The 17000-nt window shown below is 67.7% G+C and carries 13 protein-coding genes and 1 pseudogene; 5 read left to right on the top strand and 9 right to left on the bottom strand.

Going from position 1 to position 17000, the window contains the following annotated elements; all coding sequences use genetic code 11:
• The first annotated feature begins 183 nt into the window (after positions 1-183).
• From ACSNOH_RS06030 to ACSNOH_RS06010, 5 genes are read left to right on the top strand one after another with little or no spacing between them, the layout of a single operon-like run.
• A complete protein-coding gene (locus tag ACSNOH_RS06030; protein ID WP_436720139.1) occupies positions 184-2664 on the top strand; it encodes a hypothetical protein in 2481 nt (826 codons plus the stop codon).
• Between the two features lie 53 nt (positions 2665-2717).
• A complete protein-coding gene (locus ACSNOH_RS06025; RefSeq protein WP_436720138.1) occupies positions 2718-5264 on the top strand; it encodes an aminotransferase class III-fold pyridoxal phosphate-dependent enzyme in 2547 nt (848 codons plus the stop codon).
• Positions 5261-5527, top strand: a complete 267-nt coding sequence (gene acpP, locus ACSNOH_RS06020; protein WP_436720137.1) for an acyl carrier protein — start codon at positions 5261-5263, stop codon at positions 5525-5527. The genes ACSNOH_RS06025 and acpP overlap by 4 nt, the downstream gene beginning before the upstream one ends.
• Positions 5524-6759 carry a beta-ketoacyl-[acyl-carrier-protein] synthase family protein gene (locus ACSNOH_RS06015; protein WP_436720136.1) on the top strand — a complete coding sequence of 412 codons (1236 nt, stop codon included), beginning with the start codon at positions 5524-5526 and terminating at the stop codon, positions 6757-6759. Before acpP ends, ACSNOH_RS06015 begins: the two co-directional genes overlap by 4 nt.
• Before the next feature lie 46 nt (positions 6760-6805).
• Positions 6806-8113: a flavin monoamine oxidase family protein gene (locus ACSNOH_RS06010; protein ID WP_436720135.1), complete on the top strand. Its 1308-nt coding sequence runs from the start codon at positions 6806-6808 to the stop codon at positions 8111-8113.
• Here the strand turns inward: ACSNOH_RS06010 and ACSNOH_RS06005 are convergent.
• From ACSNOH_RS06005 to ACSNOH_RS05965, 9 genes and pseudogenes are all read right to left on the bottom strand, one after another.
• Positions 8088-8654, bottom strand: coding sequence for a hypothetical protein (locus ACSNOH_RS06005; protein ID WP_436720177.1), 567 nt, complete (start codon positions 8652-8654; stop codon positions 8088-8090). The genes ACSNOH_RS06010 and ACSNOH_RS06005 overlap by 26 nt on opposite strands.
• Before the next feature lie 71 nt (positions 8655-8725).
• A pseudogene (locus tag ACSNOH_RS06000) lies at positions 8726-9268 on the bottom strand (class I SAM-dependent methyltransferase); the annotation flags it as partial.
• On the bottom strand, positions 9174-10133 hold the full coding sequence (locus tag ACSNOH_RS05995) for a terpene synthase family protein (RefSeq protein WP_436720176.1): 960 nt from the start codon (positions 10131-10133) through the stop codon (positions 9174-9176). The gene ACSNOH_RS05995 and the pseudogene ACSNOH_RS06000, both read right to left, overlap by 95 nt.
• Positions 10134-10212: 79 nt before the next feature.
• Positions 10213-11259: a polyprenyl synthetase family protein gene (locus ACSNOH_RS05990; RefSeq protein WP_436720134.1), complete on the bottom strand. Its 1047-nt coding sequence runs from the start codon at positions 11257-11259 to the stop codon at positions 10213-10215.
• A 35-nt stretch (positions 11260-11294) separates the two neighbouring features.
• Complete coding sequence (locus ACSNOH_RS05985) at positions 11295-12158, bottom strand: SAM-dependent methyltransferase (protein WP_436720133.1); 864 nt, start codon at positions 12156-12158, stop codon at positions 11295-11297.
• A 42-nt stretch (positions 12159-12200) separates the two neighbouring features.
• A complete protein-coding gene (locus ACSNOH_RS05980) occupies positions 12201-13340 on the bottom strand; it encodes a polyprenyl synthetase family protein (RefSeq protein WP_436720132.1) in 1140 nt (379 codons plus the stop codon).
• Between the two features lie 443 nt (positions 13341-13783).
• A complete protein-coding gene (locus tag ACSNOH_RS05975; protein WP_436720131.1) occupies positions 13784-14710 on the bottom strand; it encodes a helix-turn-helix domain-containing protein in 927 nt (308 codons plus the stop codon).
• Positions 14711-14731: 21 nt separating this feature from the next.
• The gene (locus ACSNOH_RS05970) at positions 14732-15151 is read right to left on the bottom strand and encodes an NUDIX hydrolase (RefSeq protein ID WP_436720130.1); all 420 of its coding nucleotides are present in this window, start codon (positions 15149-15151) and stop codon (positions 14732-14734) included.
• A 775-nt stretch (positions 15152-15926) separates the two neighbouring features.
• A complete protein-coding gene (locus ACSNOH_RS05965; protein WP_436720129.1) occupies positions 15927-16958 on the bottom strand; it encodes a response regulator transcription factor in 1032 nt (343 codons plus the stop codon).
• Positions 16959-17000 lie beyond the last annotated feature (42 nt).

Raw genomic sequence — 17000 nt, 5'->3', positions numbered from 1 at the left:
AGTGTTCAACTAGAGCGAGAATACAGTCAGTTCTCGGAGGTGCGCCCGACCACACCCACCACACCGCGCACCCCGGAACAACAGGGGGTTTCTCGATACGGAGATCGTCCGGTCGATCACTCGCACGATTGCGCACCCTTGCGCCGACCGGCTCCGTCATCGCGTCGCAACGGGGGTTCTCGCATGGCGGCCGTCAGTCCGCAGCACCACATTTTCGTCTTCTCCATAGGAAAGCGCGCGGCCTTCCACACGGCCGTGCTCCATGCCCTGTCCGACCTGACCGACGACTCGGAGCGCCGTCTGGTCACAGCCTGTCCCGACCGGACGGCCGCGCCTCGGCACCGCACTCCGGCACACCCTTCGATCCCCGCATACGCGGGGATCGTGGCCAAGGCTCGCCGGTTCCTCAACGGCGCCCTCCCGGCAGCGGACGTGCACCTCGTCACCGCCGACACACCGGCCCGCGCCGCCCGTACGGCGGGAGCACTGCCCATCGAGCCTGCGGGCGCGGAGTCCATCGCGCTCGTACTCCTCGACGCGGAGGGTGCGGGCCTGAGCACCGCACCGTTCGAAACCTCCGTCGCCGACGCCCTCGAGGCACTGACCGCCGCACTGCCCGAACGCCTGCGCGACGGCCTCGGGGCGCGCCGGACCGCCGTCTACACCGAGAGCACCGGGCATGAGGTCCATGTGGCACGGCCCTACCTCTTACGCCACATGCCGGACGACCGCTCGGCCCTCGCCGCGGACATCGTGTGTCTGTTCACGGACGGCATACAGCACCTGCTCACGGGATCGGCGCTGCGCGCCGCCTCCCGAGGAAACCTTTCCGCATTGGCCCGCTCCCTCCACGGCTTCCTCACCGAACAGGCGGGAGCATCCTGGGGGCTGCACTACTACACCGGTTCCGTCGTCTCCTCTCTCATCCGGGACCTCGACCTCCTCGCGGCGGAGTCCGGCAATCCCGTCCTGCGCGGCCCGAGCGAACACAGCCTCGCCTGCGGTGCGCTGGCGCGCTGGCAACTCGACGAGGCGCCGTTCGTCATCGTCGTCACCAGCGGCATGGTCGACGAGTTCCGCGGCACCCTGGCCAACCTCAGGGATGCCCGCGCCCGGGGATTCATCGTCTGCGCCGACTCACCCGTCTCGGCCTGGTACCCCTTTCAGGGCACTGTCCACGGTGCCGAGGACTCGCGGACCGTGCTCGCAGCCCGGGGCATCCCCCATGTGTATCTGGACGATCCGGACCGGCTGGAGGCCGGCCTGGCCGAGGCCCGTGCCGCCTACGCGCAGGACCGCGGACCGGTCGTCCTGCTCACAACCCCTGCCGTGCTGGACGCCACGGCGGTTCCCGAACCACCCACCACCGATCAAGACACACCCCGTGCACCGGTACTCGATGTCCGGGAGGACACTCTCGCCCCGGTCATGGACATCATCAACCAGGGACCCAGCAGACTGCTGTGGCAGTGCGGGCACCTGAATCATGAGGAATCCGGCCTCGTCCACGACATCGCCCGGCGGGCAGGGATAGCGCTGGCCGACTCGCTGACCCGGCCGGGCAGCGTCGCCAAGTACCGTGGCGGCCACGTGGTGGACGCATACCTGGGAACCCTCGGGCTGTACGGCTTCTCCGCACGCGTCCATGACTTCCTTCACCACGGCGGCAGGCTCCGTCCCCGCAGCGACCAGTGCCTGTTCTTCCTCAAGAGCCGCATCGGCGAATCCGCCACGCCCTTTTCTCGACGCGTCCTGCAGCGCTCCCTGCGCATCGTGCAGGTCACCCGGGAACCGGAGCACCTGGCTCCGTTCGCTGATCACCCCGTGCTCTCCGATGCCCATGCCTTCCTCCGCGCCGTACGGGAACGGCTGGACGTGGACCCGGACGTTCTCGCCGCGCGAACCGAGGCCATCGCCCGTACCCGGGACAGCGCCTCCGACGCCGTGCACGAACTTCCCGTGCTGCCGATGAGCGCCAACTACTTCTTCCGGCAGTTGCACCTGGTGCTCGACCACCTCATCTCGAAGGAGGGCTACACCTACACCGGCGTGTACGACGTGGGCCGCGGCGGCCTGTCCGCCGTGCGCAACCTTCCCAGGACGGGCCCCGGCTTCTCCGGTTGGTACGGGCGCGCGCTGATGGGCGACGCGCTCCAGGCTGTTCCCGCCATCGCGCTCACCCGCGACGACAACGTCCTCGCGTTCATCGGCGACGGCGCCTCGGCACTGGTGCCCGACATCCTGCCCACACTCGTCCAGCAGGTGTGCCTGTACGGGCAGCGGCTCCGGCGCAACCTCACCGTGTTCCGGCTGATCGACGGCGGGCACTCCGTGATCCGTACCTACCACGAAGGCCGGTCGGGCGCTGACTTGAGCCGGCAGACACAGGTGCTGCACCTGCTCGACCCGGAATGGACCAGGTCCTTCGGCGAGCTGACCGTCCACCACCGCCATGTCAACGACGTCGATCCCGCCACTGTGCGTGCGTGGCTGCGGCAGCCGGCGACTGTCAACCTCTGCTCCGTGCTGCTGTCCCACAACAACGAGGGAGACGGCCTCAGTCTGCTGTCCTCCCACGGCTGGCAGCGCGACGAGCTGTCCGATCTGACCTTCGCCGTGATCCGGGCCGGGCAGCGAACCACCTCTGCCACCGCGGGTTCGTAGACCCTCGCGACTCGACCCGGCCTCCTTCCGATCCACCGACACCGGAGCGATCCGTGACCACGTTCGGCTTCCTCGCGCACCCGGTCAGCACCGGACACCGCAATCAAATCCGCGGGCTGGACCTCTTCACCCGTCTCTTGGACGACCACCGCGGCATCAAACGCCCCCCGGGGCCGCGCCACAGCATCCCCTTCCCGCTCTTCGGCTCGGTCACCTCGGCCACCGGAGCCCGCTGCGAAGGCGAGATCCGCTATCTGTCGTACACCGCGGAACAGATGCTGCGCCGCCCCACGACCGCTCGGGCCATGGTCGCCGCCGAAGCCTCGGCCCTACGCGACCGGGGTGCTCAGCTCATCGGGCTCGGGGGCGCCACGTCCATCGTCGGTGACCGCGGCCTGTGGACCGCACGCACGGTGGGCACCCCGGTCACCAGCGGCAATTCCCTGACGGCCTACGCCACTCATCAGGAACTGCTGCATGTGGTCCGGCTCCTGGACCTGTCCCCCGAGCACACCCGGGTCGCCGTCCTGGGCTACCCCGGCTCGATCGGCCTGGCCGTGACGAAACTGCTCCTGGCCGACGGCTTCCCGCTCGACCTGGTGTGCCGCCAGGTCAACCGTTCTCCCGACAGACTCCTCAGGCACCTGGAGCCTTCCGCGCACCAGCAGGTGCGGCTCGTGGACAGCGTCGACCAGTGCACCGCGGACACCCGCCTGTTCGTCTGCGCCTCCTCCGTCGGAGGCCTCGTGCATCCCGAACGACTGGCCCCCGGCAGCATCGTGATCGACGTGGCGCTCCCCCGCGACGTGACCGCGCCGCCGCCCGAGGGACACGACGTCCTGATCGTCGACGGCGGCCTGGTCAGTGCCGGGGACGACGTCACGGTGGGCGACGGTTCGCTGCCCGGCCCGACGCGGCAGCTCAACGGCTGCCTGGCCGAGACCATGGTGCTGGCGTTGGAAGGCCGTGCCGAATCGTTCTCCCTGGGCCGCGAACTCAACATCGGACACGTCCACGCCATCGGCGAGCTCGCGGCCCGGCACGGCTTCTTCCCCACACCGCTCGCCTCCTTCGGCCGACCGGTGCGGGAGGAGGCGATCGCCCGGCTGGCCCGGTACTTCCGGGGGCCCGGCCGCCCGGCGGACACCGGCACGAAGGACATCGCCGCGGCGACCGAACGGCGGTTCCGCGAGAGAGTGAACCCGCCGATGGCCCGGCTGTTCGGCGCGCACGGCATGGACCGGGTCTTCACCCGCGGCCGCGGATGCACCCTGACCACCGCCGACGGCGCCGAGTATCTCGACTTCGTCGCCGGATACGGCTGCCTCAACCTCGGCCACAACCACCCCCGGGTAACAGAACGCCTGCGGCAGTTCCTCGACCACGGTTCGCCCACCTTCATCCAGTACGTTTCGATGCCCGCGCAGGCCGCCGAGCTGGCCGAACGGCTCAGTGAGGTGTCCCCCGGCCGGCTGGAGCGCGTCTTCTTCAGCAACTCCGGTACGGAGGCGGTGGAGGCCGCGCTCAAGGTCGCCAGGGCCGGCACCGGGCGGACCCGTCTCGTCCACGCCGACAACAGTTACCACGGCAAGACACTCGGCGCGCTGTCGGTCACGGGGCGCTTGCGGCACCGGAAACCCTTCGGACCACTGCTGCCGGACACCGTCGCCGTCCCCTATGGGGACATCGAGGCATTGAGGGCGGTCATCGACGGGGCAGCGGCGTTCATCGTCGAACCGGTCCAGGGTGAAGGGGGAGTCGTCCTGCCGCCACCCGGTTACCTCAAGGAGGCGCGCGAACTGTGCCGCCGGGCCGGAGCAGCCTTCATCCTGGACGAGATCCAGACCGGTCTGGGCCGCACGGGCGCGCTGTTCGCCGCCGAGCACGACCAGCTCGACCCCGACGTCCTGTGCATAGCCAAGTCCTTGTCGGGCGGACTGGTGCCCATTGCGGCGACACTCTGCCGGAGCGAGCTGTGGGACGAGGCCTACGGCAGCAGTGAGCGCGCGATGCTTCACTCCTCGACGTTCGGCGGCGGAAACTTCGCCGCGGCGGCCGGTCTCGCCACCCTGGACGTCCTGGCCGAGGAGAAGCTGCCCCAGCACGCCCGTACCGTCGGGGAGCACCTTCGCCGCTCGCTGAGCGAGGCCTGCGCACCGTACGGCTTCGTCAAGGAAGTGCGCGGCATCGGACTGATGAACGCCATCGAGTTCGACGGTGACTTCTCCGGAGCCGTCCGCTCGGCGACGGACGAACTGCTCACCCGCCTCCCCGGCGACCTGCGCGCGCTGACCGACACGCTGCCGGACGAGCTGCGCACCGCTCTGTCCCGCGCCGGGACCGCCCTGGAGACCACCATCGGCGATCTCATGAGCCTGCGCTTCGTCAGCGCCCTGGCTCGCGACCACAACATCCTCACCTTCGTCACCGCCAACCACAACCGGGTCATGCGGATCCAGCCGCCGCTCATCCTCGACACCGCTGAGGCGGACCGGTTCGTCGCCGGCGTCGCAGCCGTCTGTCACGACCTCGCCCTCCATGCCGACCTGGATGTCTGGCGCCCCGCGCACAACACCCCTCAGAGGAGCATCACGCCATGAGCACGAACACCGAGAGCATCCGGCAGCAGATCGTCACCTACATGGTGGACCGGCTGGGCATGGAGCCGGAGGAGATCACCCTCACTGCCCGTTTCAAAGAGGACCTGGAACTGGACTCGCTGGACATGGTCGAACTCGTCACCATCCTGGAAGGCGAACTCGGCACGGAGGTCGACGACCAGGCCGCCCAGACGCTGACCACACTCGGCGATGTGCTCGCGTTCATCGAGAGCCGGAGCACCGCCGACGGGACCGCGGCATGACCGCCCGCCGTGTCGTCGTCACCGGTCTGGGCCCGGTGACCGCGATCGGTGTCGGCTCCAAGGAATTCCACGCGGCCCAGTTGGACTGCCTCAGCGGCATCACCACCATCAGCCGCTTCGACGCCACCGGTCTGCCCGCACGGATCGCGGCCGAAGTGGACCTGCCGGAAGAGCTGGTGCTCTCCCGGCGGGAGGTGCAGGCGACCGACCGATGTACCCAGCTCGCCGCCGCGGCAGTACAGCTGGCGCTGCGGGACAGCGGCATCGATCTCGACACGGAGGACAGGAGCCGGGTCGCGGTGTCCATCGGCACCGGCTGCGGAGGAGCGGAGAGCATCGAACAGAACTCCCGCGCCTTCATCGAACGGGGTCTGACCGCCCTGACAGCCAGATTCGTTCCCATGTCCATGGCCAACAGCACCGCATCCTGGATAGCCATCCGCTACGGGCTCACCGGCCCCTGCGCCACCCCGGTCACGGCCTGTGCCAGCGGCTCGGACGCACTGGTCGCCGCCCATCAAATGATCACTGCCGGCGAGGCCGACGTGGTCCTCGCAGGCGGGACGGAGGCACCGCTCACGCCCGTCATCGTCGGGGGCTTCGCCCGGATGAAGGCACTGTCCACACGGAACGAAGCCCCCGAGCGGGCCAGCCGGCCGTTCAGTGCCGACAGGGACGGGTTCGTGCTCGGTGAGGGCGCGGCCGTCCTGGTCCTGGAAGAGGCCTCACACGCGGCAGCGCGCGGCGCCACGCCCTTGGCGGAGTTCAGCGGCTACGGACGCTCCTGCGACGCCTTCCACGTCGTCGCGCCCCGCCCGGACGGCGCGTGCGCGGCCCGGGCCGTGACAGCAGCCATGCGCTCGTCCGGGCTCAGCGCACGGGACATCTCCTACGTCAACGCCCATGGCACTGGCACCGCCTTCAACGATGCGGCCGAGGCCCAAGCGCTGAACTCCGCTCTGGGCAAGGACGCCTCCGGCATTCCCGTGTCCGCCACCAAGTCGATGACCGGCCACGCACTGGGCGCCGCGGGCGCGATCGAAGCCGTGGCCGGGGTGCAGGCCATCATGCACGGAGTGCTGCCTCCCACCGCGAATCTCGACGAGCCGGATCCCCGGCTAGACCTCACCGTCATCGGCCGGCAGCCCGTCAAGGCCGATGTCACGGCCGTTCTCTCGAATTCGTTCGCCTTCGGCGGCCACAACGTCGTTCTAGCCCTCACCCGCCCGTGACTCCACGCACTGCTCCGCCCATGACTCCGCCGAGGGAGAAGAGAACATGAGCACCGAGTTCGACGCGATCGTCGTGGGTGCGGGCTTCGCGGGCGTGACCGCGACACGAGAACTGTGCTCCCGGGGACGGAGAACGCTGCTGCTCGAGGCACGTGACCGTCTCGGCGGACGCACATGGACCGACGACTTCGCGGGACGCCGCATCGAGCTCGGCGGGGCATGGATCCACTGGAACCAGCCTCACATCTGGGCAGAGCTGACCCGTTACGGCATACCCGTCGTCACCGACGCCGAGCCCGAGGAAGCTCTGGCACCCACGGAGGAGGAACCGCTGGCGCTCCCGGCCGACGATGTCCTCTCCATGGTCAGCGACCTGCTCAACAAGGTCTTCAAAGGAGCCGACACCTACTTTCCCCGGCCTTACGATCCGCTGTTCCGCGAGGACCTGCTGGCAGAGTTCGACAGCTTGTCGCTGGCCGACTGGCTGAAGCGAACGAACCTCACCGCCGAGGAGCGGAACATGGTCACCAGCGCCCTGTCGACGGAGCTGGGAGGCTCCGCCGACCGGGGAGCAGCGTCGATGCTGGCCCAGTGGTGGGCCCTGGGCGGACTGGACCGGAACGGCTACCACTCCCTCGTCAGCCTGCGCCCCGAGCCGGGCACGCTCGCGGTCTTGGAGGCCATGCTGGCCGATGCCCGGCCCGAAGTGCGTCTGAACACGCCTGCCGCGGCGATCAGCGACGATGGCGCGCGCGTCCACGTGACGACCCGGGCAGGTGAGCGTTTCTCGGCCGGCACAGTGGTGGTGGCGGTGCCGGTCAACATGTGGCCACTGATCGACTTCTCGCCCACGCTGCCCGACGCGCACGCTGCCGCGGGGGCCATGGGGATCGGGGTGCCGAACAGCATCAAAATGTGGCTCCACATCAAGGGTGGGCCCGGGCGGTTCATGGCGCAGGGCGCCGAAGGTTCCCTCCTGTCGACCCTGCTGCCCCACTGCGAACTCGGCGACGGCGAGCTCGTGACCGGGTTCAGCGTCCACCCCGCATTCGACATCGCCGAGGCCTCGGAGGTCGGGAAGGCCCTGCGACACCTCGTGCCGGACGCCGAGCTCATCGACTACCGCGCCCACGACTGGGGCCGCGACGCCTTCTCGCAGGGTGGCTGGGGAATCCGGCGTCCCGGCCAGCTGACCACGCTGCACCGAGGGCTGCAGGAGCCCCACGGCCGGATCGTCTTCGCCGGTGCGGACATCGCCGGTGGGTGGGCCGGCTGTATCGACGGAGCCGTGGAATCAGGGCTGCGCGCCGCCCGGCAAGCGGCAGGGGTTACAGCCCCTCACCGAGGACCCTGACAGCCTGGTCGAGAGACGCCGGCATCAGGTGACGGCGGATCTTGAACGTCGGCTGGATGCTCGAGTGACCCATCCACTCCGCGACGTCAGTGACAGGGATACCTCGGGAGAGACCGTTGGAGGCAAAGTAACCGCGCCTCGAGCAAGGTGGCTTGTGATACCCGCACGCTTCCTGCCTGAGCCCAGCGGCGGCCGGCCGCCGCCAGGCGACGCCGCGCATGCGGACACCGTCCGGCTGAGTGAACGGCCGCACAGCGGCAGTGAGCGACTCCGGGGCACGGTGGGCGATATGCGGGGTGGCCTGGTCCAGGAGGAACCGCAGGGGCCCCGAGCCGAGGATGAAGTCCGCCGCGTCCCGGGCATCGCAGCCCCAGTCCTGCGGCGCCTCCACCGGGGCGACGGTCACGCCCCGGAAGCCGGCACCGCCCAGGACGTCGTGGATGCGGTCCGGGTCGGCGAAGGAGAACATGCTGGGCTCGTCGGCGCCGGCATGGAAATACGGCATGGGCAGGTGCTCGCGCAGGACGCCGACCGCCCGCACCCAGTCGTTGTCGCCGGCTCGGCCGTCGTGACGAAGGCGAGTCGCCCGCCAGGTCGCAGGGCGCGGCGGATGTTGCCGATGGCAGCGACGGGGTCGGCGAAGAACATGATGCCGAACCGGCTGATGGCAACGTCGAACTCACCCTGCGGGATGTGGTGGTCCTGGGCGTCCCCCTGCTCGAAAGTGAGGTGTGCAAGCCCCTCGCGATCGGCGAGTTCGCGGGCGAGCCGGAGCTCGGGGCCGGACAGATCGAGGCCGAGCACCCGCCCGCCTGCCGCTCGGCGCCCGGCCAGCCGTGAGGTCTGGCCCGCGCCGCAGCCGATGTCCAGCACACGCTCGCCGCTGCGTAACCCCGATGCCCCCGAGGAAGCCCGCTTGCGGCAGGCGCTACCAGGGCGGAGAGGACGCGGAGTTGCGGGCGTTCTCCGTGCCGAGGGTGCCTCATGGGCATGCGGCTTCACAAGCGTTCGGCCGGAGACGGCACGGAGGCTCGGCCTGGGGCAAGTAGTACAAGCTACCTCAGGAGCTGGTATAGCGAGGCGACGAGTTGTAGTAGGCGAGGACCCCCGCAGCCATTTCGTCCACTCCGGAAATAAATTCCCGAACCTCTGCATGCTTCCCCAGTTCGGAATTTGCAATCTCGGCAGCAAGACCTGTGTAGCGGGCGCAAGCTTGTTGGTAGATACGATGCACTGATCCGACGGCATCCACGAGAGGGCATTTTTCCATCTTGGCTGTGATGACGACGAGATTCTCCTCGTAATTTCCGTGAGCGAGCTCTTTGCGGAGAGTAAGTATGTCCTGTGCGGCAACATGCCGCTCCGAATCAGCCCGAACGAGGTCTTGAAGCAAGTCATGATCACGCACGTCTCCGATGTCGACACCTCGGCTAATCTCTACGAATAACCAAGCCATTCGCATGCCGAGACAGCGGGTGCGCAGGCGGATGTAGTCTTGGACGTCGTCGAATCCTCGCTCGACGGCCAGGCGGCCGGCCATGCCTAGACATCCTTGTAAATAGTCAATCATAGCATCGGACAAACGTTGCATGTGAGATGCTGAGAGATGCTCGGCCAGCCGTCTCCACACATGCGAGAAAATAGGGCCCCAGCGGGAATCGAGAGCGGTGTGAAATTCATTCTGCGCTTCAGCTAGCCAATCTTCCAGCGCTGGCAGGTTAGCCTGATAAGAGCTGTCTATTTCGTCATCACGCAGGCTCACGATGACGGTGACGGCAGCGACCGCCCAACAGCTCCGACGGTCTCCGGCTGGCCACATCAGGCTTGCACCCAGGGGCAGGTCGTACTCTTTCAATCGCCTCGCCTGTTCAGGCGTAAAAAGGCCGTGAGAGAACAGCCAGTGATGGAACTCTTCACGGACCGACTCATGGAATGGGTTTTTCCGGACAGGGCATGGCGGTCGCAGGGCGGGAAGCTGCGCGCCATCCAAATCGGCTAGGGTGAAGGCTTGTTTTTCCATGGTCACCGTCCGGATCAGGAAATTTCGGTACCCTTGGTGTGATTCTCGGGGGCGAGAGTGCAGATCAAATAACAAGTGGTCACAACGTGCGAAGTTTCGGCATACTCGCGGTCGCTTCATTTCCCTTGGAGTGACGTGTGACTGCGAATTCCAAGAGGTCGGTCAGGTCCTGGTGAGCGGATGGATCCAACTCGAGTTGACCGAGCTCGCGCAGGGCGTAGGTGAGGTGCTTCTGTATCTCTTGTTCGGCTGTTGCCCGGCCGCCGAGTTCTTCGATCATCTCGGCGGCCTGGTTCATACCGGCCTCGTCGAGGTCGGGTCTCGCCAGGAGGCGAGCCAGTTCCCGTGCCGCCGGATGGTCATTCTTGAGGGCCGCGATGATCGGGAGAGTGTGCTTGCGCTGGCGTAGGTCCTGGAATCCCGGTTTGCCGACCAGGGTGGTGTCGCCCCAGATGTTTTCCAGGTCATTGGTGGCTTGCCAGGCGGCTCCCGCGTGGTGTGCGGCCCTGCGAAGGCCCTCGGCGGTGCTTTCCGGCCCGCCGGCCAGCAGTGTGCTGGTGGCGGCGGCCACTCCCAGGAGCTCGCCTCCTTTGATGGCGCAGATGTCCATGTATTCGTTGAGGGCGATGTCGGTGGCTGCTGTGCGGTCGAAGGTGGCTTCGCTGGCCGCTGCGTGGATGATCCGGCTCATGGAGGTGTTGAGTTCGGTCACGGCCTTCAGGGCCATGTCCGGCTGCGGAACCTTGAGGAGCTCCTCGATGGCGGCGGTCCACAGGGCGTCGCTGGCGATGAGGGAGGTTCCGGTGCCGAAGACGACCCAGGCCGCAGGCCGTCCGCGGCGGATGGCGTCACGGTCGATGATGTCGTCGTGCAGGAGAGAGAGGTTGTGGAGGAGTTCGACGGCGACGGCAGCAGGAAGGACCGCTTGAGGGTTCGCGCCGCAGGCCTCCGCGGCGAGCATCGCCATGCATGCCTGTAGCGAGCGGCTTCCTCTGCCCTTGATGGCCTTGCCTTCGGCGTCGTACCAGCCGAAGTAGTAACCGCTGACCTTCGCGAGGTCAGGATGCAACCGGCTGACCGCCAGCTCCAAGGAAGGGCGGACGAATTCGCGGGCGCGGGTGATCACTGCGGGGACGGGAGGGATCTCTGTGGTGTGATCCGTCATGAGTCGATAGCTTTCCGGGCGGATATGCGCATGTAGTTGACGTGGTCGTTGCGGTAGCCGTCCAGGTAGTGTTTCTCGATGCCGGTGGCGAGACTCGAGTGACTGCGTAGTTCCCAGTAGGGCGTGGCGGATCGAGTGAGGTCATCGATTTGGTAGGGAATGAGCCGCGAGTTGAGGAGAGCTCGCAGGTAACTGCTGCGGCGGTGGGTATGGCAGTGGTAGTGCCGGTCGATCGCTTCGGATTCCGGATTGTGCGGCGCGACGGCGTCGTTGATGCACCACGTCAGCAGGACGTAGCGGCCGCCGGGCTTGAGAAGTCGGGTGAACTCGGCGAAGGTCTCGTTCAGCTCGACGTACATGGTGGTCTCGTTGGTGACCACGTAGTCGAAGGATCCTTCGGGGAAGCCTGTCAAGGCCATGTTTCGATCATGGAATCGAACGCGATCTGCGCATGCGTGCCGGACGGCTTGCTCCCGCGCGAACTGGTTCTGATAGGTGGATATGTTGACGCCGTCGATGCGGCAGCCGAACTCCTGGTGGAGCAGGAACGCTGTGCCACCTCTGCCAGAACCTGCGTCCAGGACGCGTTCCTGAGGTGAGACCGGTCTGAGGGCTTCGACGAGAGCTTGGACCTGTCGGGTTTCCATCCGGTGCATCTCGGCGTTGACGGATCGTTCGCGTTCTTCGCCTGTCAGCTGGAGGACTTGACGGTTGAAGTCGCCGACGGCGAAGTGATGGTGGTAGAAGCCGTCGATTTCGCCGAGGCCGAGGTTGAGCGCATCGTTGCGCTTGTTGTCGTAGTAGGCAAAGGCCGCCTGCTCACGTGGGGTTCGCAGATGTGGTCCGGGGCCGACGGGCATATGAGTCCTCCATGGACGTGCAAGCCTGCCGCTGCGATTCATCTACCGATCGCGAAAGAGGGCGTATGCGGCCAGCCTGCCAAGCGCGGATTTCACTTCCGTACTGACTGCCGCGGCCTCCAGGGCACGGGAAGCTTGCCGGCTGAGAGAACAGATCGCTGTTTCGATGTTTTCCGCAGCCCCGGTCTCCTGAAGAAGAGCCCGCAGTTCGTCCGCTCCTGCTGAATCGAGATCGCGACAGCCGTACAGAGCCAGCAGCCTGGCTCGCTGGGCAGCGCTGGCCTGTGCAAGCGCTGTTGCAAACAACACTGTGGGCTTTCCGTCACGGTGGTCGTCCAGATTCGACTTGCCGGTTACCTCTGGGTCACCGAACATCCCGAGAAGGTCATCGCGCAGTTGGTATGCCTCCCCGAGCGCCATACCGAATTCCCAGTAAAAATTGCGCACTTCTCTGTCTGCACTGGCAAGAGCTGCTCCGACGGACAGTGACGGCGCGACCATGTAACGGGCGGCCTTGTGCATGACGACGGCTCGACACCGGTCCACCTCGTACCCTCGGTCCGCCTGAATCTGTGCCTCCAACAGCTGGCCGTAGCAGGCATCGGTGACCATGCGGTGATAGATGTCCATCACCACGGGCAGGTGCCCGGTGGGCGTGTGCTGGGCCATGAGCCCTCTGGCCCAGTCAAAACACAGGTCCCCCAGGGTCAGGGCCATGCCATCACCGAAGGCGGCACTCGTTCCGCACCATGAATGCGCTGCGTGTTGGGTGGCAAAGCGATGGTGCACGGAAGGCCGGCCGCGACGCGTGTCCGAGCGATCAATGATGTCATCGTGGATGAGGAAGGCCGCGTGGTTCAGCTCCAAGGCTGCCGCGACGGCTTCGACCGCTTCGCGTGGCCCCTTGCCCTCGCCCCCTCGCCAGCCCCAATAGCAGAACAAGGCCCGCATGTGCTTTCCTCTGCCGCCGAGCAGGAACGAGCGCAGCGTCGCGGAGTGCTCCGTCAGTCCCAGACGATCAAGCCGCTCCGTCTCACCAGTGACCAGGCTGCCTACGAGCCGGCTCGTTGCGGCGCGCACGATCTCCAGACCGGGGAGGTCGCCGGCCACTGTGGCGGATGCCCCCGCATCGAGGAGGCCGAGCTCAACCGGGCGACGCCCATGTGCAGATTCCTGAGCCACACGCGCCCCCTGACCTGGTCGATTCCACGGAGGGAACCCCATCGCATACCGATCAGCCGCGACACTGCGACGAAGCTCCGGAGCGTACGCGGGAATCGTCAACCAACAGCAACTGCCCCGCAAAAATGTCTCGATCCGGCGAACGCCTTGGTCACGTCCGGCGTTGAACGCGGCATAGCCGCTGAGCTCATCCAGCAACCGAGGAACAAGATCATTTAAGGAGCACTTCGCAGCACCCCCGAACGGTCAATCGACTCGGGCACGGCCATGGCAGTGTGGCACGACAACGCTCCCGTGGCACCACTCCGTGCGCTGTTCGACCAGTTCGCCACCCGGCGCCATCACGAGAATGGCAGAGGCGCGGGACCGGACATGCCCCGGGCGGAAACCATCCGACCAGTACAGGGGGGCCGCAGCTGATCCAACGCTGAGCGGTTAGGCGGTTACTCAGCGGGGGCCGGTTCAGGCCATTGATCGGGTGCCGGCTGCTCCTCCACGAGCCGTATGGCCGTTTGCGCGCGGCCGGTGGCCAGGAGCCCGCGCAGGCGGATCTCGTGGAGCGAGTACGGGTTGAACAGCGAGGTGTGCACAGAGCGGTCGAGAAGGCCGTCGGCCTCGCGCATCACCCGGTCGAACAGTTCCCGGTCGCCAAGCGCGCCAGCGGCGCGGTCGTCGATCGTGGGCGCGATGGCCGCCGCCTGGCGCAGGCGTTCGACGGCAGCGCCACGGACGCGGGCCTTGCGGATCTCGTTGCCGTGCATGCGCAGGACGCCCGAGATCAGGGCCGGGTCATCACCGAGATGGCGAGCCGCTTCGAGACTCCAGGCGGTCCAGCGAGCAGCGGTCGCCAGGCGTTCTTCAGGCGGTACATTGCCGAGCGCGATTCCGAGGCCCAGACGGGCGTGCGCGAGGAGGCGTACGACGTCGCGTGCGCTGTGCCCGTCCTCGACGCGGGCTTCGAGGCGGGCGGCCAGCGGCCACAACTCGGCCATCGCTTCGGAGGCGTGGCCGGTCTGGCGGGCGATCTCGGCGAGCCGGACGGTGGACTCGCCGAACTGCACCATCGCCCGGTGGTCGGTGTCGGCGACGTCGGTCATCCCGAGGGCATGTGGCGGCAGACCGAGGGATGCCGCGACGCGACGCCGGGAGCCAACGTCATCCAGAGAGCGTTTGCCCAGTTCCAACGCGCTGACGTACGTCTTGTCGTATCCCAGGGTCTCGCCGAGTTCGGTCTGGTTGAGCCGGTGCACCGCTCGGTGGAACCGCAAGATGGTCCCAAGGTCACGGCTCGCGAGCACGGCCTCAGCCTGCGGCGTCGCCCAGTGCCACACCACATGAGGGGCGGCGGGTCGGGGCGTCGGCAGCGTCATGGCGTCAGTCCTGGAGCCCGGTCAGCTCTGCCGCTGTCCGTACCAGGTAGCGATCGCGCGCTTGTATCCGTCGGGCATGTTGAGGCCCGGTACCTCGTCGGCGGTGAACAGCTCGATCGCCTTGTGCTCGTGGCTGATGACCGGTGTCCGGTCCGGGGTGAGCACGGTGCAGCCGTAGGTCACGATGAGGACCCGCCGGCCGGGGATCGGCTCGTAGATCCATACGCCGCCGTCGATGATCGGTCCGGTCTTCACTTCCCAGCCGGTCTCTTCCAGCAGCTCCCGCTCGACTGTCGTCTCCGGGCTGTCGTCAGCGGACTCGAGGCGGCCGCCGGGCAGCTCCCACTCCTGCCTCTCGTTCTTCAGCAGCAGCACACGCTGGCGGATGTCGAGGGCGACGGCCTTGATGGAGACGGGCCAGGTCGGAGGCGTGTAGGTCATCGCTGCTGTCCTTCGCGGTGCATCGCCGGTCCACGGCCGTGCGGAACCTAGCACGTGACAGGCAACTGGCCATTGGGTTGAGCGAATTGTCCGAGTCGACAATCCGTCGCTGTACCCCACCGCCCGAAGCCGCTGACCCTGGCCGCACTGTCCATGACGAGAGGAGTACGCCGATACGAGAGGCCCAGCCCTTCACGGCCCTACGTCGACGTTCAGTCCCCGCGGGCCGAGGGCGAGGTCCGGGAGCAGTTACGCGACACCGGGCTGATCGCCCTGACGGGCTTCACCTCCCGTACCGTCCGCGACTGCGCACTCCCGGATCATGGACATCACTCCGCACCGGGACAGCAACCCCGACGGGCTGACCACCATCCGCGACACCCGACGCCACACCCACCTTGCCGGATACGGGGGTTTCGGCAACGGCGAACTGGCCCCGCACACCGAACGCTCCAGCGTCCCGAGCCCGCCCCGGCTCATGCTGCTGGTCTGCGGCACCCCCGCCCCCCGTCGGCGGCGACTGCTTGCTCACCGACGGCCGCGCGGTCTACGCCGATATCGCGGCACGCCGCCGAGAAGCCATCGTCGCACTGAGCGAGGAGCGCACGGCCTTCTTCGGCGGCGGAGACGGTCACCCGGCACAGGTGTTCACCGAACATCCTGACGGCCGGGTGTCCGTGCGGCTCAGGCTCGACGGCCTCGCCCGCTTCAGCCCCCGCTCGGCGAGCAGACGCTCCATCGGGTCAAGAATTTCGATACTCATGATCAACTCATATCAGGGCGCCGGTTCGAGGCCCCAGGCGACGGCCCGGCCCGCGGCGGCGACGCGGTTGGGGACGTCCAGTTTGGCGAGGATGTGCTCGATGTGGGTGGCGACGGTGCGCGGGCTGACGTACAGGCGGTCGGCGATCTCGCGGTTCGTACGGCCCTGGGTGAGTTCCGCGAGCACCTCCAGTTCGCGCGGGGAGAGGGCCGCGGGCCGGGCGACCGTACGGCATACGACGACCGTACGGTCCCCCTGGCGGGACAGGTGCAGTTCGAGCATCCGCTGCCGGTACGGCACCAACACCGTGGCCGGCAGCGTCCGCCGGGCGGCCGTGCGCCGCAGCAGGGCGACGAGCGGGGAGCCGGCCTCGGTGAGGCCGGGCAGCGGCTCCCCGCTCACCGTCACCGGAGCCGGATCTCCGGCGCCCTCGGCGTCCCCGGTGTCCGGCAGGAGTACGGCACAGGTGTGTCCGGAGCTGCCGGGCCCCGGGGAGCGGTGCCCGGCGAGCGGGTCGGCGACGGCCGCGAGGCATTCGCCGAGCAGGGTCATCACGGCGCGGACGGCCGGCTGGTCGCACCGAGCCCGGGTCGTACTGAGGTTGAGGATGCCCACGTACCGGCCGTCCGCGGAGTACAGGCACTGGGCCACGCCGTCCTGCACGCCCAGGGGTTCGAGCACCTCCTGAAAACCGGTGGAGGCGCCTCGTACCGGCGCGGGCACGTCGTGCCACCAGCTCGTGGTGCCCGGCGTGTGCCGGATGAGCGCGAAGGCCGGGTCGTCGTGCAGGCGGGTCTCGATGTACCGGGTGGGGCCCGCCGGGTAGCTGCCGGCCAGCGTGACGTGGCGGCGGAGCAGCGGGTCCCAGCGGGACAGCGACGCGTGGTCGTGGTCGATCACCGCGGACAGCGCCGCCAGGACGTTGTCGGCGGCGCCCTTCCCGCGGACGGCGTGGCGCGCGGCCTCCCGCACGTCCAGGGCGGCGCTCAGGATGTCCGTGGTACTCGGCTGCGCTGTCATGGGCGTCGTCGGCTCGGCTTTCATCCGGTCAGAATGATCACCCGGGGGCAGGGCGTCAAACGGGGG

This window comes from Streptomyces sp. URMC 127, assembly GCF_051386535.1.
GTDB lineage: Bacteria > Actinomycetota > Actinomycetes > Streptomycetales > Streptomycetaceae > Streptomyces.
The sequence above is the reverse complement of the archived record's forward strand: the minus strand, read 5'-3'. Positions and strand labels throughout refer to the sequence as shown.